Source organism: Candidatus Zixiibacteriota bacterium (assembly GCA_029860345.1).
Lineage (GTDB): Bacteria > Zixibacteria > MSB-5A5 > GN15 > FEB-12 > JAJRTA01.
Map to the genome: position 1 here is coordinate 135,190 of JAOUBJ010000013.1, position 20,827 is coordinate 156,016.

General features: G+C 53.8%; 17 protein-coding genes and 1 tRNA gene. 3 read left to right on the forward strand and 15 right to left on the reverse strand.

The features are described from left to right. Nucleotides 1-1,007 precede the first annotated feature (1,007 nt). A complete protein-coding gene (locus OEV49_13445) occupies nt 1,008-1,970 on the forward strand; it encodes a DNA/RNA non-specific endonuclease (GenBank protein MDH3892078.1) in 963 nt (320 codons plus the stop codon). 124 nt (nt 1,971-2,094) lie between these two features. On the opposite strand, the gene OEV49_13450 is transcribed toward OEV49_13445, so the two are convergent. The 15 genes from OEV49_13450 to OEV49_13520 form a co-directional block, all read right to left on the reverse strand. Then, nucleotides 2,095-2,787 (reverse strand): glycosyltransferase family 2 protein, encoded by a 693-nt coding sequence (locus OEV49_13450; protein ID MDH3892079.1) that lies wholly within the window; start codon nt 2,785-2,787, stop codon nt 2,095-2,097. 231 nt (nt 2,788-3,018) lie between these two features. Continuing rightward, nucleotides 3,019-5,517, reverse strand: coding sequence for a leucine--tRNA ligase (gene leuS, locus OEV49_13455; protein ID MDH3892080.1), 2,499 nt, complete (start codon nt 5,515-5,517; stop codon nt 3,019-3,021). A gap of 104 nt (nt 5,518-5,621) precedes the next feature. Then, nucleotides 5,622-6,422 carry a polysaccharide deacetylase family protein gene (locus OEV49_13460; protein ID MDH3892081.1) on the reverse strand — a complete coding sequence of 267 codons (801 nt, stop codon included), beginning with the start codon at nt 6,420-6,422 and terminating at the stop codon, nt 5,622-5,624. Next, entirely contained in the window at nt 6,400-7,665 is a 1,266-nt protein-coding gene (locus OEV49_13465) for an insulinase family protein (protein ID MDH3892082.1), read from the reverse strand. The genes OEV49_13460 and OEV49_13465 overlap by 23 nt, the downstream gene beginning before the upstream one ends. Before the next feature lie 27 nt (nt 7,666-7,692). Continuing rightward, nucleotides 7,693-9,804: a polyribonucleotide nucleotidyltransferase gene (locus OEV49_13470; GenBank protein ID MDH3892083.1), complete on the reverse strand. Its 2,112-nt coding sequence runs from the start codon at nt 9,802-9,804 to the stop codon at nt 7,693-7,695. A gap of 29 nt (nt 9,805-9,833) precedes the next feature. Further along, nucleotides 9,834-10,103, reverse strand: a complete 270-nt coding sequence (gene rpsO, locus OEV49_13475) for a 30S ribosomal protein S15 (GenBank protein MDH3892084.1) — start codon at nt 10,101-10,103, stop codon at nt 9,834-9,836. After that, a complete protein-coding gene (locus tag OEV49_13480) occupies nt 10,063-11,046 on the reverse strand; it encodes a bifunctional riboflavin kinase/FAD synthetase (GenBank protein MDH3892085.1) in 984 nt (327 codons plus the stop codon). The genes rpsO and OEV49_13480 overlap by 41 nt, the downstream gene beginning before the upstream one ends. After that, nucleotides 11,043-11,993, reverse strand: a complete 951-nt coding sequence (gene truB / locus OEV49_13485) for a tRNA pseudouridine(55) synthase TruB (GenBank protein MDH3892086.1) — start codon at nt 11,991-11,993, stop codon at nt 11,043-11,045. The genes OEV49_13480 and truB overlap by 4 nt, the downstream gene beginning before the upstream one ends. After that, nucleotides 11,986-13,005 carry a bifunctional oligoribonuclease/PAP phosphatase NrnA gene (locus tag OEV49_13490; GenBank protein MDH3892087.1) on the reverse strand — a complete coding sequence of 340 codons (1,020 nt, stop codon included), beginning with the start codon at nt 13,003-13,005 and terminating at the stop codon, nt 11,986-11,988. Before OEV49_13490 ends, truB begins: the two co-directional genes overlap by 8 nt. Continuing rightward, complete coding sequence (rbfA, locus tag OEV49_13495) at nt 12,974-13,333, reverse strand: 30S ribosome-binding factor RbfA (GenBank protein ID MDH3892088.1); 360 nt, start codon at nt 13,331-13,333, stop codon at nt 12,974-12,976. Before rbfA ends, OEV49_13490 begins: the two co-directional genes overlap by 32 nt. A gap of 2 nt (nt 13,334-13,335) precedes the next feature. Beyond that, nucleotides 13,336-13,617: a DUF503 domain-containing protein gene (locus OEV49_13500; protein ID MDH3892089.1), complete on the reverse strand. Its 282-nt coding sequence runs from the start codon at nt 13,615-13,617 to the stop codon at nt 13,336-13,338. Nucleotides 13,618-13,629: 12 nt separating this feature from the next. Continuing rightward, nucleotides 13,630-15,843, reverse strand: a complete 2,214-nt coding sequence (infB, locus tag OEV49_13505) for a translation initiation factor IF-2 (GenBank protein MDH3892090.1) — start codon at nt 15,841-15,843, stop codon at nt 13,630-13,632. Nucleotides 15,844-15,884: 41 nt separating this feature from the next. Beyond that, nucleotides 15,885-17,348: a transcription termination factor NusA gene (gene nusA, locus OEV49_13510; protein MDH3892091.1), complete on the reverse strand. Its 1,464-nt coding sequence runs from the start codon at nt 17,346-17,348 to the stop codon at nt 15,885-15,887. A 14-nt stretch (nt 17,349-17,362) separates the two neighbouring features. Beyond that, nucleotides 17,363-17,809, reverse strand: a complete 447-nt coding sequence (locus OEV49_13515; GenBank protein ID MDH3892092.1) for a ribosome maturation factor RimP — start codon at nt 17,807-17,809, stop codon at nt 17,363-17,365. An 89-nt stretch (nt 17,810-17,898) separates the two neighbouring features. Further along, a complete protein-coding gene (locus tag OEV49_13520; protein ID MDH3892093.1) occupies nt 17,899-19,641 on the reverse strand; it encodes a proline--tRNA ligase in 1,743 nt (580 codons plus the stop codon). A gap of 270 nt (nt 19,642-19,911) precedes the next feature. Between OEV49_13520 and OEV49_13525 the strand changes: the two genes are divergently transcribed. Both OEV49_13525 and OEV49_13530 read left to right on the forward strand, forming a co-directional pair. Beyond that, nucleotides 19,912-19,983, forward strand: a tRNA-Arg gene (locus tag OEV49_13525). A 53-nt stretch (nt 19,984-20,036) separates the two neighbouring features. Then, nucleotides 20,037-20,618, forward strand: a complete 582-nt coding sequence (locus OEV49_13530) for a hypothetical protein (GenBank protein MDH3892094.1) — start codon at nt 20,037-20,039, stop codon at nt 20,616-20,618. The last annotated feature ends 209 nt before the right edge of the window (nt 20,619-20,827 follow it).

The following is a 20,827-nucleotide window of genomic DNA, read 5'->3' on the forward strand; positions in this document are numbered from 1 at the left end:
TAGACAATCGGAAGAGAGCTGTAGATTACATGTGGACTATTCTAGAACCAGTTCATACGGTTCTAGGTATAGAAGCATTGGTCGTTGTGTACTTGAGCCGAGATAATGCCATTATCTACACTGATGTTCGTTTTGGTGATAGTACCTCAGTATCGTTTCCACCGAGTGAGATTGAGAGTGATGCCGTAAACCATCAAGCAAAGAAGGTCGTCCTTGGGCACAATCATCCCGGGAATCACACCGTGCCCTCTGACAACGATGTGCATCACTGTGTTTCTGTGTATGAGTCACTTACTTCCCAAGATATTCAGCTAATCGATGATCTTGTGGTATGCGGGCAGCAGCTCAGGTCAATTATGAATACACACCGTTTCAAGAATATGTTGAAGGAATACTGATCGAGACTCTCGCAGGCTACCCATCCACATGGGTTCTGTTGACAAAGTTCGCTATCACAGTTGCGGCAGGTCTTGCGGATCAGCGCGAGCGGATTCGTGTGACCTGCCGCGCTCGTCCAACGTGCAATTAGGTGTCAGGTCACAATCCCCGCCTTTGGCGGGGCTCAAGACCTGACACAACTCAAATGAGATTGCCGCGCTCCCCGGCGAAACGCGGAGTCGTTCGCAATGACGAGAATTCGGCCTTTGTCAACACTCCCCATACCCTGGGCCACCCGCCTCATACTTCGACTGCGCTCAGCATGACAAAGGTACCCCGCCTGAAGCGAAGTCGCAGGTGGGTCCAATTCCATCACATGGCAGTACAGACTTGTGCCATTCAGAAATAACTTGCATTGAGTCCATGTTCACGCTATTCTGGGTGTGGCTGGAGCATGTTTACATCTTAGTTTGACAATCCAAAACCAAATACGCCGAATTTATCCTACACCGGTAGTTTGAGTTCGACGATGCGTCAACACACTGCGAATCTTCGGATTCCGTCAGCCGTATGCAGCGTTGGCTTGACCTCCTTGAATTGGCTGAAAAGCAAGAAGGAGGTAGTAGAAAATGCTGTCGTTCCATCACGGTAGAGTTTGTCAACCGCCGGCAGTCGCACTGGGACTGGCCTTGATGGCCATTCTCAATTTCGATTTCGGCTGCTCAAGGTTAGCAACAAACGAAACCGAATCAAACGGTCTGGTTGATACGGCCGGGCCCGTGTCAGAACACGAAGGCACTGTAGGCGAAGGAGCTGGTGTTCCACCCAGCTTCTGGACCTACACGGATTCCCTGTATGACGGCTGCAACATCGAGTGGGGGATCATCTGTGACTCCGGAACGTTTCTGGACAAAGAATTCTTCTGTCTGAACCACAATGACGAGTGGAAGATACCATACTGGGTCGGTTACTACTTGTCCGACTCTAATCTGCAAGGGGATTGTGACAACAGCTACAGCTGGAAACCCGATACAGCTCTGCCGGAGTGGGCGCAGGCTAAGGACGATGACTACAAGTATACCGGATTTGATCGTGGTCATATGGCGCCGGCGGGGTGCTTCGAGAGGAGCGTGGCTGCCCGAAAGGCGACCTACGTCCTCTCGAACGCCTGCCCGCAGACCCGCTATCTGAATAGGGGGCGGTGGCGTGTCCTCGAGGAGGAGATCCGGCAACATGTGGGAATAATGGGGGAAGCCTGGGTCTTCACCGGTACACTCTTCCTGGATACGTCCGGTTTCAACGATGGGATGCCGCCTGATACAATCGGCAACGGTGTAGGCGTCCCCTCGCATTGTTTCAAGGCCATTCTGTCCCGGAAGGGTGCGGAGTACTGTGCCTATGCTTTCGTGATGCCGAACACAACCGGTCCGTTAGAGGGGCCATCGACGAATTACATGATGTCGGTGGATGAACTGGAAGCGATTACTCATTATGATTTCTTCTACCGGTTAGAGGATGAACATGAGCATCTTTTAGAGAGCTATGCCGATCCCGGTTGGCCTGATGATTGTGCCACGTGGGTTCCATTGTAATTCCGGTGGCCAGGGTCCCTGAGCGCTTGACGAAGATGTTGAATCCAGCCCTTCGACTGCGCTCAGGGCAGCCCTGTGGGCCACCTACGAAGCCTAAAGCAACACTTTAAGTGTCGGCCCCGCGTCACCGTGCCCAGAGGTTGTATTTGAGAATGCACCAAATGGCGTGAACGCCGTCGCGCCAGCCGATCTTTTTGCCTTCGTCGTAGGTTCGGCCATAGTAACTGATGCCGATTTCGTAAATCCGGACCCGCTTCTTGGCAATCTTGGCCGTAATTTCAGGCTCAACGCCGAATCTCGGCTCCTGAATGTCGATCGACTGGATGATTTCACGCCTGAAGACCTTGTAGCAAGTCTCCATATCGGTCAGGTTGATATTGGTGAACATGTTGGAAAGCAGCGTCAGGAGCTGGTTTCCGACAGAATGCCAGAAATAGACCACGCGGTGGGGACCGCCACCCTGAAACCGCGAACCATAGACGACATCGGCCCGATCCTGCGCAATCGGCTCGATCAGCAGCGGATACTGGTCCGGGTCGTACTCCAGATCGGCGTCCTGGACCAACACGATATCACCAGTAGCCAGGGCAAAGCCGGCTTTCAACGCGAATCCTTTGCCGTAATTGCGATCCTGAAAGTGAACCTGGTCGACCATACCTGAGAGCTTGTCGCGGATCAGGTCGCGGGTGCCATCGGTGGAGTAGTCGTCGACCAGAATGATCTCTTTATTGTCAACCGGGGCTGCTTTGACTCGCTTGATGAGTTCTTCGAGAGTGGAGACCTCATTGTAGACCGGTATGATAATGGAGAGCTTCATTTGCGTGCGTTGTAATGTCCCATAAGATATATTATGTTAACGCCAACAAGTTGGCATTTTTGGCTTCGCCTCTATCAAGCCTAATTTCGCCGAGACTACTAACCATCACTTTGCCACGATATTGAGTATGGTCTCTGTGCTTCGCACCAGTTAACCGACAAGCCTGCACCTTGGCAAAAACTGGTGCCCCACAGCTTGCTGTGCGTTCCATACGTTTAACACCAGCCAAAACTAAGCTTTCACCACAATATTTAGTATCCGGCCTTTAACGAATATCTTCTTGACGATCTGCTTACCTTCAGTGTGCGTCTTGATCTTTGCACTGTCAAGAGCTGCCGCCTCAACAATTGCCTGATCCGCATCGGACGGCACAATCACGGTGCCACGAAGCTTGCCATTGATCTGGACAGCGATCTCAATAACATCTCCAACAATTGCCTCAGGGTCAAATACCGGCCAGCCCGACTTGAAAACAGAGCTTTGAAAGCCAGCCTGCCGCCAAAGCTCTTCGGCCAGATGCGGCGCCAGCGGCGCAACGAGTTGGATCGTCTTAAGCACCACGCTGTCGTTAAGCTGATCGTTGGTGATCGCATCCGGTTGATAATCGCGCACCAGTTCCATCAGGGCCGCTATAGCCGTATTAAACTGCAAGCGTTCGATATCCTCGCCGACTCGCAAAATAGTCTGGTTCAGTTTGACATAAATCGTTCGTTCATCCTCTGAAAGGTCTGACGCATTGAAGTGTTGCTTTAAGTCCGGGTCAGAACGGCGATAATGCTCAACAATGGGCACAAGTGCTTTGTTGAGGAATTTCTGTACTCCCAAAAATGTCGAGCCATCCCACAGAACTCCGCGCTCGGTCGGGCCGGTGAAAAACATGGCCAGCCGCGTGACATCAATTCCGTATTCCTCGAAATACGGAAACGGCGGCACCGCGTTACCCCTGGATTTGGACATAGTCGCGCCTTTTTCGTCGGCCACCATACCAAGACAGACCAAACGTGTAACCGGTTCATCACCCTGCACCCAACCGAGGTCGCGCAGGAATTTGTGGAAGAACCGGAAGTATATCAGATGCCCGGTGGCGTGGGTGATACCACCGACATACAGATCAATGGGAAACCAGCGGTCCGCTTTTGCTTTTTCAAACGGCGCCTGATGGTTGTGGGCGTCCACATAGCGAAGTTGATACCATGACGAACAGACATAGGTGTCCATCGTATCCGGATCGCGTTGGGCCTCTCCCCCGCACTCGGGGCAGGCAACGTTCATGTATTCAGGCACGTCGGCCAGCGGTGAGCGGCCTTTGGGCAGAAAGTTCTCGACAACCGGCAACTCCACCGGCAACTGGTCATCCGGCACGGCCACGGCGCCGCACTTGTCGCAGTGGATTATCGGAATCGGGCAACCCCAATAGCGTTGGCGCGAGATCAGCCAATCCTTCAGCTTAAAATTCGTCTTGTGCCGTCCGAATCCTTCCTTTTGGGCGAAATCGGTGACATCCGCGATCGCCTCAGACCCGGCCAGACCATCGAACTGCTGGGAGTTTACCATCACGCCGTAATCGGTGAAGGCGTCGTCCATCTTGTCCAGATCAAGCGATGTGTCTGAATCCGGATGTATCACTATCTTGATAGGGATATCGTACTTTTTGGCAAAAGCGAAGTCGCGGGTGTCGTGAGCCGGGACTGCCATCACAGCACCGGTACCGTAACCGACCAACACATAGTCGGCCACCCAGAGTTGTACTCGCTCACCATTGTACGGGTTGATTGCATACTTGCCGGTAAAGACACCGTCCTTCTCGCCGGTTGCGGCCGTGCGATCGATCTCGGATCGTTTCATGGCCGTGTTTCGGTACGCGCGGACCTTCTCGACGAATTCTCCATCGAGTTTCAGTCGATCAATCAGGTCCGCTTCGGGCGCAATAGCCATAAAGGTAACACCAAAGATCGTATCGGGTCGCGTCGTATAGACAGGTAGCTTTTCGCCGGTATCTTCGATGGTAAAGTCTATCTCAGCGCCGTGGGAGCGACCGATCCACTCTTTCTGCATAGCTTTCACGCTGTCCGGCCAGTCAGTCAATTTGTCGAGATCGTCGGTCAGTTGATCGGCATAATCGGTAATCTTGAAATACCACTGTATTTGGTTTTTCTTTTCGACTACCGTGTCGCATCGTTCACACTTACCGTCTTTGACCTGCTCGTTGGCCAGCACAGTCTTATCGGTGGGACACCAGTTGACGAACCCGCGTTTACGATATGCCAGACCCTTGTTGAACAGCTGGATGAAGAACCATTGGGTCCATCGATAATAATCGGGCGCCGAAGAGTTGATCTCGCGTGACCAGTCATACGATATCCCGGCCTTTTGAAGAGTGCCTCTGGAGGTAGCTATGTTCTTTTGCGTCCACTCGCTGGGGTGAATACTGCGTTCGATAGCAGCCCGCTCGGCCGGCAGACCGAAAGCGTCCCATCCGAACGGATGAAGCACTCCCTTTCCCAGCATCATCTGATAGCGCGCAACGGCATCACCGATGATATAATTGCGGAAGTGCCCCATGTGGATGTCGCCGGATGGATATGCGAACATCTCAAGCATGTAAAAGCTGTTATCCGCATCCGGCGATTCAGGTGCGCTGTATAGATTCTGAGTTTGCCACTCTCGTTGCCATTTGTCCTCTACCGACTTGAAATCGTAGCCCTTTTGTGGTTTATCGACCGTGGACACTGTTCACTTCCTTATCTCGGTTTCGATTATTGTCGGCCATATTAGCAAAAAGTATCAGTTCACGCAAGCCCTTACTGGTCGCACCCGGGGGCAGCTTGGGTCTGTCAATTTCCGCAGAGCCGACGCCACCACGACGTTCCACCTGAAAGGCGGTTGGTGATGCCGCTATTGATCCTCTCGACAGCGTAGAATGTTCCGTGCTCAACTTTTTGTCGGATAGAGAAGGTTGTGTCATAACCATAAATCGGCAGGCGTCCGGCAGCCAGCGGAAGTTCAAGAGGGTCCGGGTAACTCATAGTGAAGCCGAATCTGTAGCCGGCGCTTCGGGCTTGGCTTGTGACGGTCTCATTTACTCTTCCAAACGGATAGCTGATACTCGAAACCGTTTCACCCAGAATATTTTCAAGTTCCTTCATGGGCCGCTTGAGTTCCTCCACAAGCTCCATCTGGTTACACCTGGTGAGATCGAGGTGTCGGTGACCATGAGCACCGAACCGGACTCCCAGTTTGGCCAGTTCTTTAATCGCCGCAGCACTCAGATGCGGTGTGCGCTGGAAGCTCGAGCTATAATCCCAGGTGTTATCGCACCCGATGAAGGCCGTTGGAATAAACACCGTCGGTTTAACACCGTATCGCTGCATCAGGTTGGGCAGCACGTCGGCCAGATGCGCATAGCCGTCGTCAAAGGTGATAGCCAGGTCGGAGGGCTCTCCCCTGAGAACGGCATGCTCAAGAGGGACAAATCGAAATCCTCGACGCTGAAGGAATCCCAGTAACTTCTCAATTCGAGACGGAGGGAAATTGTTGGCGCCAAAACTGAACTGTGGTTGGACCTTGTGGAAGGTCAGAATCATGCCACGGCCCGAAGACCGGGCGTTCTGATTAGGTTTGCTGCTTCGTGACATGGTCAAAGAGACTGGTGTTGACGGGTCCGAGAGTGACGATAACCGACCCGGAGTCAACTAGAATGCGATTGGAGATGGCCAGGACGTCGCTTGAGGTTAAGGCATCAATTCGCTTCATTGTCTGGGCAACCGTAACGTGTTTACCCAGCATCAGTTCATTGCGCGCCAACCGGGACATACGCGATGCCGTCGATTCGAGACTCAAGCTGAATTGGCCACGCATCTGGTTTTTGATCTGGTCCAGTCGCGCCGACGACAATCGCCTCTTAGAAACGCGACTGAGCTCCTTTTTCACAATGCTGTACGCCTCACCCAGGCGATCCTTGTCTGTCGCCATGTATATCCCGAACACGCCGGAACCTCGGTAGGCATCGTGGAAGGCGAATACGGAATAGGTCAGTCCACGGGCCTCACGGATTTTCTGAAACAAAACCGACGACATACCGCCACCGAGATATGTGGTCAAGAGCACGGTGGCCAACTTCTCACGGTCGTCAAAGGACACGCCCGGATAACCGATACAAAAATGAGTTTGTCCGGTGTCTGAGGGTCCATGCTTTACCCTTGGTCGGTCGGTCAAGGTCGTCGGTTCGGCCCGGTCGGCTGCTCCCTTTTCAAAACGGAAACTCTTGCGCACCAGATTCACCAGTCGGTCGTGGTCGATGTTTCCGGCGGCGGCAATTACGACGGACTCCGAGCGGTAGTGGCGCTTAATATAATCGACCACACGACGGCGCGTCAATCCCATCACCTTCTCCATCGAGCCGAGGATCGGCTGACCCAACGCCTGCCCATTCCAAAAGGTCTCTGAAAACATGTCGTGGATGAGATCCGAGGGCGTTTCATTTGCCTCCTTTATCTCCTCGCATATCACGAGCTTCTCTCGTTTCAGATTCAGCGGTGTCAGGCTGGCGTGACAACTGATATCGGCCAGGATATCGACGGCGTCTTCGAGATGTTCGTCAATGATACGTGCATTGTAACAGGTTTGCTCCCGTGAAGTAAACGCATTAAGAACGCCACCCAGTGATTCCAGAGTACCCGCGATCTGCCTGGCCGTGCGGCGGTGCGTTCCCTTGAACACCATGTGCTCGATCAGGTGCGTAATGCCGTTCTCGGCCGGCGATTCATGCCGTGAACCGACATCGACCCACACACCCAAAGAGATAGAACGAACCGAGGGTCGTCGTTCGGTAATGACCCTCAGTCCGTTTTTCAGAACTGTCTTCTGATATGCCGGCATCTTAGGCTGATCCCGCGTCGAAGCGAGTTATCTTGACCGTTGGGCTCCACGGGAGTCACGTTCATTGGTCAGAATCGCTTTGCGCGAAAGCCTGATCTTGCCGTCACCATCGATGTTGATCACTTTTACATCGACGCGGTCGCCGACATTGAGCACATCTTCAACCCGCTCGACACGAGAGTGGTCGATTTCCGAGATGTGCAGCAAGCCGTCGGTACCGGGTATGATCTCGATAAAGGCACCGAAGGCGGCCGTGCGACGCACGACACCCGAGTAGACCTTGCCCACTTCAGCTTCTTCGGCCAGCGCCTGAACGCGCTCCATGGCCAGACGTCCGGCCTCACCATCGACGGAAGCGATCAAAACGGTACCATCATCGCTGATATCGATCTTGGCGCCGGTCTCTTCCACGATCGAGCGAATCATTTTACCACCGGGGCCAATCACCTCGCCGATCTTTGACGGCGGGATCTTGATGCTGATGATTCGAGGTGCGTGCTCTGACAATTCGTCGCGATGTTTAGACATGGTGGCATTCATTTTGTCGATGATATGCAACCGGGCCGTGCGCGCTTTGTCCAGCGCCTGCCGCATCGTCTCAACATCCAGGCCATCGATCTTTATGTCCATCTGAATGGCGGTGACACCTTCGGTAGTGCCCGTTACCTTGAAATCCATGTCACCGAAATGATCTTCATCACCGAGGATGTCGGTAAGAATGACCACCTTGTCGTCAGACTTGATAAGACCCATAGCGATTCCGGCAACGGCCGATTTGATCGGAACACCGGCATCCATCAGAGCCAGCGAACCACCACAGACTGAAGCCATCGACGAAGAACCGTTGGACTCCATGATATCAGAGACCAGACGCAATGTGTAGGGGAAACCCTCTTCCGACGGAATGACCGGAAAGAGCGCCCGCTCGGCAAGGTTGCCGTGACCCACTTCGCGACGGCTGGTGCCCCGGATGGGCCTGGTTTCGCCGACTGAGAACGGCGGGAAGTTGTAGTGGAGCATGTAGCTCTTGGTCGACTCACCCTCCAGTTCGTCCAGCCGTTGCTCGTCCATCTTGGTGCCCAGCGTCACGGCCACCAAAGCCTGGGTCTGCCCACGGGTAAACACGGCCGAACCGTGAGCGCGCGGCAGGAAACTGACATCACAAGTTATCTCACGAATGTCGTCCGGTCCACGTCCGTCGATCCTGGTGTTCTCGTTAACTATCATTCCACGCATGCAATCCGAATCCAGATCGTGGATTATGTTCTTGATATCACGATCGCTATCCGGGAATTCCTCGGCCAGGTCTTCGATAATCTTGGTCGACAGACTCTTCTTCTCGCTGTTGCGACTATCCTTGTCGGCGATCTTGTTGAATCCTTCGAGCTTATCACCCAGCAGCTCCGAGACCTTCGCCTTGAGCGCGTCATCGGTAGCTACCGGTGTGTACTCGAAGTTGTCCCGTCCACACATTCCCTTGAGTTCCTCGATCTTGGCAATAACCTGCTTGATATGGTCATGCCCAAAGGACAATGCGTCGACCAAGTCAGATTCGGTTGCCTCCCCGGCCGAACCCTCGACCATTGTGATAGCATCGTCGGAACCGGCGATGATGATCAACAGGTCACATTCATCGTATTGGTCGATGGTCGGGTTGACCACGAACTGTCCGTCGAGACGTCCGACACGGACACCGGCCACCGTCTTGGTGATCGGGATATCCGATACGGCCAGCGAAGCGCCGGTGGCTGTCAGGGCCATTACGTCGGTGTCGTTCTTCTGATCGTGCGAGATAATGAAGTTAATCAACTGCGTCTCACCGCGAAAGTCGCTGGGAAACAGCGGGCGGATCGGTCGGTCGATCAGTCGGGCCGAGAGGATTTCTTTTTCGGACGGTCGAGCCTCCCGCTTGAAGAATCCGCCCGGGATTTTGCCTGCGGCGTATGCTTTCTCACGATACTCTACGGTCAGGGGGAAAAAGTCAAAGCCGATTTTCGGTTCGGGGTTGGCGCACGCGGCGGAGACTACCATCGAGTCACCATACTGCACGGTTACCGAACCGTTGGCCTGCTTGGCCAATTTGCCGCTTTCGATTATCAGGGTGCGACCACCCAGTTCCATTTCTACTCTATGAGCCATGTTGTAATCCTATTATATTCCAGTTAGTGCTAACGTCGCAATCCGAGTTGGGTGAGTATCTGACGGTAGCTTTCGATGTCGCTACGCTTAAGATAATCAAGTAACCGACGACGTTGTCCCACCAGTTTCAAAAGTCCCAGGCGGGTGTGATAATCCTTCTTGTGAGCTTTCATGTGCTCGGTAAGATGGTTGATACGTTCGGTGAGCAGTGCGATCTGCACCTCCGGTGAGCCCGTGTCTTTCTCGTGAAGCCGATGCTCAGAGATGATTTGGGCTTTCCGCTCTTTGGTCGCTGACATTTTGGTTCTCCTTTTCGAGTATTCTCAATACTTCTTGTTTGTCCAATTTGATCTGATCAACCAGTGCTTCGGTTGACTCGAATTTGCGATTCGGTCTCACGAAACGGATTGGATAGGCGATCAGTTCTTGGTCATATATATCTTCCTCAAAGTCAAACAGATTGGCCTCGACGGTTATTCTCACTTCCGGATTGAAGTGGTTCCGGCCAATAAACAACATTCCCTCTTTTCTGCGCTCTCCCACCTGTGCCCGACAGGCATAAACACCCTGAGGTGGCAGAAGCTTGCGCCCACCGTAGCCAATATTAGCTGTAGGATAACCCAGTTTGTGCCCCAGGCCAATCCCTTTTTCCACCATTCCGAGAATAGCGTAGGAATGGCCCAGGAAGTCCACAGCCCGGCCGAGGTCGCCGCCTTCAAGCTGGCGGCGCACTTTGGTCGAGGAAACCCGCTCGGAATCAAGCACAACCGGCTCCACAACATCAACCTGGAAGTCAAACTGTGCGCCCAAACGGCGCAATTCATCAATGTTGCCTGAGCGGTCCTTGCCGAAAGCATGATCGGCCCCCACCACCAACTGCTTCAATCCCAGCCGCGAAACCAGAACATCGCGGACAAAGTCGGCGGCGCTCAGGTTCTGAAGTGCAGCATTGAACTGAAGTGTGAGAACCATCCCCCGGAAATAACGCCCCAGGTATCGCTCTTTTTCCGGCAACGTAGTCAACAGCAAAGGTGCCTCGCCAGGCGTAACCAAAGTGCGCGGGTGGGGATCGAAGGTGATAACAAGAGGCTCGGCGTTGAGCTGTGCTGCATGGCTCAAGACTCGTCCGAGGATTTTCTGATGTCCTCGATGGATGCCGTCGAAAGTCCCGATGGTGGCCACCACAGCCTGACCTTCCGGCGCTTCATAATTCTCCAGTCCTCTTATCAGCTTGATACTCAATTCAACACCCGCACATATTCAAAGAGTCCGTGGTCGCTCGTCCGATGAAAATCGAGTGAGGAAGTTTCTGCGGTGCCGACGGCAAGAACTATGCCCTGATCGTTTTTCAGCAAGACCGTGTCCCCGGCCTCAAAGGCTCCTTCGATCTGCACTACATCGGCGTCTGTCAACTCAGGACCCTCCACTACATGTTGGCTAAATTCGGCGGTCACTCTGATAGCCGAATAGTCCAGCACCTGATGGCATGGCAGCACCAGAGCTTCCAGCGTGCCGGACTCATGTTGCTGCTGAATGCTGTCGAGAGTGAGGCTGTCATCCAGGTGCAAACTTCCGACCGATATACGCTGCAAACCATCCAGATAGGCGCCGCAGCCGACGGCCTTGCCTACGTCGTTGGCCAGGGATCGGATGTAGGTGCCTTTGGAGCAGGTCACCAGCAGGCGTAAGTGGGGACTATCCCAGGTGAGTACGCTGAGTTTTTTGATTTCGATCTCCCGCGTCGGCGGGGCAATGTCCTCTCCCCTGCGTGCGCGTTTGTACAGTCGTTGCCCGTCGACCTGCACACTGGAATAAGCGGGGACCGTTTGAACAATTCGGCCGCGAAAAGGCGCAAGGAGCCTCTCGATCGCGTCGACCGTCAATGTCGGAGGAGGCTGAGCAATGTCCGATTGTTCAATCCCCTCTCGATCAAATGTCTTCGATGTAAGGCCGAGAAAAACATCGGCCTCATAGGCTTTGTCCCAACCGGTCAGGAATCGTGCGATTTTGGTCGCCCTTCCCAGACAGACCACGAGCAACCCCTCGGCCAACGGGTCGAGCGTTCCAGTGTGACCGATCCTCCGTTGATTGAGTGTCTTGCGGAGTCTTTGAACAACATCGTGGCTGGTCAAACCGGACGGTTTGTTCACGAGCAGTACGCCGTTATAGGGTTGAAGTCGTTCAGTCATCGAGGGCCACCGTAAGTATCCTGAGAATTTCAGCCCTGGCTTGGGGCAACGATAGCGACAGCATACATCCGGCCGCATTGACATGTCCGCCACCACCGAAGCGGGAGGCAATTGCGGCTACATTGAGTGCTCCTTTGGACCTCAGGGAGACTTTAGTGTGCGATGAATCGATCTCGCGCAGCAATGCGCCGGTCTTCACACCCTGGCTAAACAGCGTGTAGTCAACCAGACCTTCCGTCTCGGATTGCTTGGCGCCGGTGTCGCTTAACATTTGTTGGGTCAAGGTCAGCAGACAGATGGCACCGTCCTCACAGAATTCAATACTGTTGAGTACACGCCCAACCAGTTTCGTGGTGCAGGGCGACAAATTGTAGTACACCTGGTCACAGATGTTCTGTGGATCGGCTCCCGCTTCAATCAGGCGCCCGGCGATCTCCATCGTTCTCGGACTGGTGTTGGGATATCGGAAACGACCGGTATCGGTCAGAATTGCCGTGAAAAGGTATTGGGCCACAACCGGCGAAATCTCATACCCAACCTGCCGGAAATACTCATAAGCCATCTCGCCAACCGAGGAAACACTTGAGTCAACCCAGTTGACGGCGCCAAAACCGCCGTTGTCCTGATGATGATCGATATTGATTATCGTCATCTTGTCATTCAACAGCCGGCCGACACGGCCACCACGGTCAATCGTCGGGCACTCCAGAAAGAGCACGGTGTCGAACTTCGCATCGGGATCGAATTGGTCCAGACGGGGCACATCCTGTACGCCGTCAAGGAACCGATACTTGTCGGGCACATCGTCATCCATCACCGGCTGGGCTTCGATGCCGACATCGCGGAGGTATTTAGCAAAAGCCAGTTGGGTCCCCAATGCGTCCCCATCAGGGTCCATGTGAGTGACTATTAACACCCTGCTGCTGCCCAGAAGAATCTCCTGAATGCGAGATAGCAGCCTTTGGTGGCCGTCGGAGTCTTTAGGAGTTGTCTTTATCGCTTTTGATCTCATTGAGCAGTCGTTCGATTTTAATGCCTTCTTGAATCGATGGGTCGAACTTGAAATTCAACTCCGGAATGTGCCGGATACGAAGTTGGCGTCCTACCAATCGTCTGATCTGTTTATTCTCACGCTGGAAAAACTCGACAACTGTCGGTAGTTCCTCGTTTTCACCCAGGTGTGAAAAATAGACAGTGGCGTTGCGCAGATCGCCGGTAAGCCGTACCTGGGTAAAAGTGACAAGTCCTTTCCAATTGCCCGTCACTTCCCCTTCGAACAATCGTGAGATGATCCTTAGAATCTCCTCGCCGACTCTGTCAGCACGACGAAACTGTTTCACGGTCAGTACGTCTCCATGCGATAGTCGGCCAGCACCACCTGGGGATCACCCTCGACACGGCTGACAACTTTACTCATCACTTGATGGCCGAAGCTTGAACTGTTGGACACCACGGCACCGCCAATCAAGGCGCGGCGCGGCTGATCATTGTGATCCACCTCGGCTATAGATATGTTGAAGTCCTGGCGAAGCCTCGTCAGAAGTGACTTCAAGATGCGTCGCTTTTCCTTGAGCGATCCGACCGGAGGCAGCTCCAGGAGCATACTAACAACAACTGTTACCAAGAGCTATCCAGATCAGAGGGTCCGCGCCGTTTCGACTATTTCATAGGCTTCGATTACATCCCCCACTTTGAGATCGTTGAAGTTTTCGACCCCAATGCCGCACTCGAAGCTTTCCTTTACTTCCCGGCTGTCGTCCTTGAAACGTTTTAACGAACCCAGTACGCCGGTGAAGATCACTTTGCCGTCACGCACGACCTGTATCCGATCCTTCCGATTGATCCGGCCTTCCTTGACATAGCTGCCGGCAATGACGCCGACTTTGGGGACCTTAAACAGGTTGCGAACCTCGGCGGCGCCGACAAAGTTTTCGGAGATGGCCGGAGAAAGCAATCCTTCCAGCGCCTTGCGAACGTCCTCTTCGACTTCATAAATGACATCATAGAGGCGAATGTCCACCTGCTCCCGACGTCCAACTTCACGGGCACGACTATCCGGTGTGACCTGAAAGCCGATTATGATCGCATCGGAAACCGAGGCCAGAAGAACGTCGGATTCGGTAATAGCGCCGACGCCTGAGTGTATGACATTAGCTTTCACTTCCTCGGAAGCGATGCGTCCCAGAGTGTCCGAGAGCACCTCGACCGAGCCATCGACGTCACCTTTGATAATCAGGCGAACTTCCTTGATCTGACCTTCTTTGATTCGATCAAAGACTTTATCGAGTGTAGTACGGCCGTGGGTGCGACGAACATCCTGTTCACGCTTGACCTGATTACGTTTCAATGTGATTTCTTTAGCTTCCTGATCATTCTTGACCACGATAAAGCTGTCGCCCGCCTGCGGCACCCCCCCCAGTCCGGTTATCTGCGTTGGTACCGAAGGTGTCGCCAGTTCAAGCGACTGGTCACGGTCATTTGTCAGGGTTCGGATGCGGCCGCTCACGGTACCGGCGACAATTGAGTCGCCGACCCGGCAGTGACCTTTTTGAATGAGCACCGTAATCACCGGTCCGCGACCTTTTTCGAGCCGGGCATCTACCACCGTACCTTGTCCGCGAATGGAGGGATCTGCCTGGAGGTCCATCAACTCGGCCTGCAGGAGAACCATCTCGAGTAACTTTTCAACCCCGTCGCCGGTCTTGGCGGAAACATCGACCATGATCGTCTTGCCGCCCCATTCTTCGGCGACCAGATTGTGCTCGGTCAGTTTGGTGCGGATACTCTCGGGATCGGCCGTCGGTTTGTCGATTTTGTTGACGGCTACGATAATCGGAACATCAGCAGCTTTGGCATGATCGATAGCTTCGATAGTTTGTGGTCGGACCCCGTCGTCCGCGGCGACGACCAAAATCACGATATCCGTCAAGTGAGCGCCCCGAGCACGCATGGCCGTAAAAGCCTCGTGGCCCGGTGTGTCCAGAAACGAAATGGCGCCGCCTTCGAGAGTTACCATGTAGGCGCCGATGTGCTGGGTGATGGCGCCCGCTTCGCCGGCCACTACGTTGGACTCACGGATAAAGTCCAAAAGCGAGGTCTTTCCGTGATCGACATGGCCCATGATGGTGACAACGGGCGCCCGAAACTGGAGGTTCTCTTCACTCTCTGTCTGGCGAGCCAGATCGCCTATCTCAGCCACCGCGGCGACCTCGAAACCGAACTCGGCCGCCACCGTTGCAATCGTGTCCATATCGAGTCGCTGGTTAATGGTCGCCATCATGCCCAGTTCGAACAACTTGGCAATCAGTTCGGCCGGCTTACGATCCAGGAGCTTGGCCAACTCGGCCAGGGACATAAACTCATTGACCTGGATGACATTCTCAGCGCCGCCTTCAAGTCCTTCACCGTCAGCGCCACCCCGTCGGTAGCGCTTGCGACCTTTGACACCGGCCAGTCCGGCCATGGTGGCTTTGAAACTCTTGGCCACCTCGGTGCTATCCACAGTTCGTCGATCTTTCTTGCGACGACGTTCCTTGCGCTTCTGCTTCTTTTCAGACTTGCGCATCAGACGCGCGACGCTGGAGGTCGAATCGGAAACGGTAATCCCGCCGATTTTGGCGGTAGTCTTGCTGACAGCTTCGCTTACCTTTTCGCGATGCTCCATCTCTTTCTTGGCTTCCTGCTTCTCCTCGGCGAACTTCTTGTTCACCGCGACGATCATCTCAGGAGTGGCCACCGACATGTGCGACTTGGGTTCGAACCCCAGGTCACGAATAATCTTCAACATGGCCGCCGAAGAGATTTTGTACTCCTTGGCAATCTGATGAATTCTCTGCGAGTCCTTGGCCATTCGCCAACTACCTCCACCTGTCTACAGCGCTGTGTATTGCTCTAATCATCTATGTCTTTTTTGATCCTGACTTCGGTTTCGTCTTCATCCTCAACATCATCCATATCCGGAGCGGTTGCTTCCAGCACGTCATCAACCTCTGTTACAAACTCGGTGTCGTCCTCGAAGACATCCTCAGCTTTCATTTTACCGTCGTCGATCTTTGCGGCCGCCTTGGCTTTGGCCTCAGCCTTCTTACGTTTGGTGTATTCTCTTTCGAGATCGCGAACAAACTTCTTGGCCTTATCGATGAGGGCTTCAGCGGACTTTTCACCAATGCCCGGAACCTTGGTCAGAACTTCAACCTGTGAAGTTGCCAGTCGTTGCACCGAACTGATATCGGCCTGCGACAGACGCTCTTCAATCTTGGCTCCGATTCCGTCAAGCTGACCAACCGGCACCAGCATCTCAGCTTCGCGACGTTTGGACTCATCGTACTCGGTTTCCGACAGAATATTGACTTTCCATCCGGTCAGCTTGGAGGCCAGTCGAGCATTTTGCCCGTTTCGTCCGATGGCCAATGAGAGCTTCTCATCTTCAACCGCGACCGTCATCTTACCCTCAAGCTCAAACACGTCGATATTGACCACTCTGGCCGGGGCCAGGGCACGTGTTACGAACATCTCCGAATTGGACGAGAACGGCACGATGTCGATACGCTCGTTATTGAGTTCGCGAACTATCGATTGAACGCGCACACCCTTAATGCCGACACAGGCGCCGACCGGATCAATCCGTTCATCCGAAGAATAAACGGCCACCTTGGCCCGTTCGCCCGGTTCCCTGGCGATTCCTCGGATTTCGATCACCTTCTCGTAGATTTCGGGCACTTCCAACGCAAAAAGAGCGCGCAGGAATTCGTTGTTTACTCGTGACAGAACAATCTGAGGGCCTCGTGACTCTCGCTGAACATCCAGAATGTATGCTCGAATCCGATCACCCTGGCGGAATTTTTCGCGCGGGATTTGCTCTTTGATCGGCACGACACCTTCGGCCCGACCGAGATTGACAATTACCGAGCCTTTGTCGATTTGCTGGACTACTCCGGAGATCAGAGTGCCGACCTTGTCTACGAATTCCTCATAGACACGATCACGCTCGGCCTCACGCACCTTCTGTACGAGCGTCTGTTTGGCCGATGCGATGGCGTTGCGTCCGAATTCCAGTTCGTAGTCGATGTAGATATCGATCTCGTCACCGACCTCGGCCTCGGCGTCGATCTCCTTGGCGTCACCCAGCGTAATCTCCATGTTGGGGTCCGACGCTTCCTCGACTACTTTCTTGGTCGCGATCATCACCAACTCGTTATCCTTACGGTCAAACTTGAAAGTGATGTTGTCGACAAAACTGTATTTCTTTTTGGCCGCAGCCAAAAGACCGGCCTGAAGAGTCTCCAGCACGGCCTCGAATTCGAGGTTTTTTTCACGAGCGATCATCGTGATCGCTTCTACCATATCAAACGGCATCTAAGCACACTCCGTCAAAACAGAATTTTCGCCTTCTCTATTTCCGCGAGTCCGACGCTCATCAGTCCGGACTCATCTTTGAACTCAACTTGATGATCATTCACCGAGACTATTTCGGCGGTGATCTTCTTTCGACCTTTTTCGGCAAACTCCAGGCGCACCTTCTCGCCAATGCGAAACCTGAAATCACGCGCGGTTTTCAGCGGACGATCGAGACCGGGAGAAGACACTTCAAGTGTGTAACCGCTTTCAAGTAAGTCGGTTCCGTCAATCAGGTCGCCTACCAGTCGAGATAGCCGGGCACATTCGTCAAGCGATGTCCCGACTTCAGAATACACGAACAAACGAAGCGTCGCCGAAGATTTATACTGCGACAAAGTTATATCGGCCAACTCGGCTCCTTCTTCGGCCAGCGGTCTTTCTATCAGTTCGATAATCTGGTCCTTCAACTTACCGGTCATACTACACCACATACGTTTAAGGTGGGCAAAAACCCACCAGAACCTGAAAATATACCGGCCAAATCATTCCAAAGCAACAACTTTATGTTCTATTTCAGATTCTCCAGCGCTTTTTCAACAGCCGCTTTCGCTTGGCCGACCGGCAGCTTTACAGCCCGGCTCATATCACCGGTCAGGAGCTCTATCTCGCCCGCCGCCAGCGACTTCTCCCCTAATACCAGCCGAACAGGGATGCCCACCAGATCGGCGTCATGGAATTTGACACCCGGTCTGACCGCCCGATCATCCACCAGAACGTCCAGCCCGGTCGCCTCAAGATCGCGGTGGAGCTGATTGGCCAGGTCTATTTGACGCTCACTCTCGACATTCAGGGGCATGATTTCCACCACGAACGGAGTCAGAGCCGGCGGCCAGGTCATCTGAGTTCCTCCGGCCTGACTTTCCAGCACCGTTTGTATTGTGCGCGACATGCCGATCCCAAACGAGCCCAGTTGGATAGCCTGTTCCTCGCCTTCGGCGTTGGCGATAAATGCTCCCTGTTTGGAGGTCATAGCAGTCCCCATGCTCACTGCTGTGCCCACCAGCAGCCCCGACCTCGCTCTAAGCGAGTGGCCGCAGGTGGGACAAGCGTCGCCGTCACGAGCCAGCGTTATGTCGGCCACATTAGCCGCCTCAAAGTCACGACCAAAACTGACATGTACAAGGTGCCGGTCGGTTTCGTTGGCCCCCACGACAAAGTCCGTCAGGGCCGCGACCTGCGGATCCACTATCAACGGAACCTCCAGCCCAACCGGACCGGCGAATCCGACCGCCGCCCCGGAGATGGTGGCTACTTCATGCGCGTTGGCCAGCTCAAGCATTCGAACTCCCAAGACGCTACCCAGTTTGGAGGGACTGACATCACGGTCCCCGCGCACCAGCGCCGCGACCGGTTGGTCATCGGCCAGGTACAACAGCGTTTTGACTACCTGGTCGGCGTCGACCTTGAGAAACTCGGTGATTTGCTCGATCGTCGTGGCCTGGGGAGTGTCGACTTTCTCAAGCGGTTTGGGACCTCCCTCTTGTATGGGAATATCGGGGCCTCCGAAAGCCGCGATCTCGGCATTCGCTTGATAGTCGCACTTCGAACAGTTCAGCACGGTCTGTTCTGAAGCGCTGGATTCCATCATTGCGATAAAGTCCAGGCCGTCGCCGTCCGCTGTTCCCACTCCGCCTGAATCGCTCGGGACGGAGACGACCTCAAGACCGATCCGCTGGAAAACACTCAGGCAGGCGCCGGCCATGCGCTGCAGCGATTCTTCGGCGGCGGCCGGGTCGGCGTCGAAACTGTAGGCGTCGGCCATCAGGAATTCCCGCATACGCATCAAGCCGAAGCGAGTACGAAGCTCATCACGAAACTTAGTCCCAATCTGATACAGGGTCAGCGGGAGTTGGCGATAGCTTTTCAGTTCGCCGGCGACCAGCGAAACCATCGGCTCTTCATGGCTGCCGCATAAAGTGAACTCATGGCCGCGTCGATCTTTCACGCCCATCTGATCGGCCTGTAACAACTCCGCACGTCCGGATTGTTGCCAAAGATCGGTCGGGCACAAGAGGGGAAGGCTGGTCTCGCAGGCGCCAGCTTTGTTGAACTCTTCACGAATGATCGCGGACAGTTTATTGATCACACGTTGCATCAGCGGCAGGCAGTGGTAGTGTCCCGGAGCCAGTTTGCGAATATAGCCGCCGCGCAAGAGGAACTGATGCGAGTCCAGTTCGGCATCGGACTGTTTGTCCCGCAGTGTCGGTATGTATGTTTCACTCCAGCGCATGGCGGGAAGATAGTCTGGCACCGATGGTCGGCACAATCAAAAAAGGTGGATCAATAACGTGGCGCACGAGGACGTACACCACGCACTAAGTCTAATTTCTTCGTAGGGTGGGTCCGTCTTCGGACCCGCCAGTCTTGTGGTGAAGTAGGTCAGGAGCCTTGTGCTACCGACACTGTCACCCCGAGCGGAGTCGAGGGGCGAGACTTCGACCGCGAACCTGTGACGAACGAACCGCCCCCTATTTATCCCTTGCGTCGGGTCTATTGTTCGGTTATCTAATGGCCTGTTATTGCCCCCGTGGTGTAACGGATAACGCGGCGGCCTCCGGAGCCGTAAATCCAGGTTCGATTCCTGGCGGGGGTATTCTTTCGAACCATCGGGCTGAACAAAATACGTGGAAATTCGGAGGAAGTATCGTGGTCTCGAAAAACGTGAGTACGCTTCTACGGGAGATGGACAATATATGGAAAAAGACTACTAAGTGTCGATCTTTATTCCCTTACGCTGACAGAAACTCAGTTGGTCAGCAGAAGGCCCGTACAGCTCCATATTACAGGCAGTTTGGATTTGATGTAGGATTTGACTTCGGCATGGGCCTGACCATTGATGCTATTGATGAAATCAATAGTGTCGGCCATTACATCAATCAGAATTTTGTCATACGGCTCTTTGCATTGTTGGAGTATTATCAAATAATTGGAAATAACGTTCAGCTTGACCATACAATTAAGGAGTGGGAAGAAGTAGATATTTTGAGACGGTTAAGAGGGAAATTCGCTCATTCTTCAGGAGGATATAATCCAGACGATCCGGAACAGAAAAAACTGTGTCAAAGGATAGTTAGGCATTTCGGGCTGAACGACACTAACCCGCCCGATTTCCCCTTACCCATTGACGAGGTTCTTGAGAGAATATTCTGCGCATGCAAGAGATATGCGAAGGAGTTCCTGAATAACCAGAATCCTGAAGAATCAAGGACCGCTGAAACTGAAACCTAATGATTCACTAATCGTTCAACTCGGGATAAGTGTGTAACCACCGTGTCCGCCTACCCCTATCCCCCATGTCGTCCCCACTTGATAAAGCCGAACAGTTCGGATAATACGCTCGGGAAAAAGGCCAGCCACAAGATCAACGGCATGGCATCGTTGACAAGATAAATCGGCAAAAGCAAACGGTAGGCGTTCTGCGACATCTCGAAAGCATC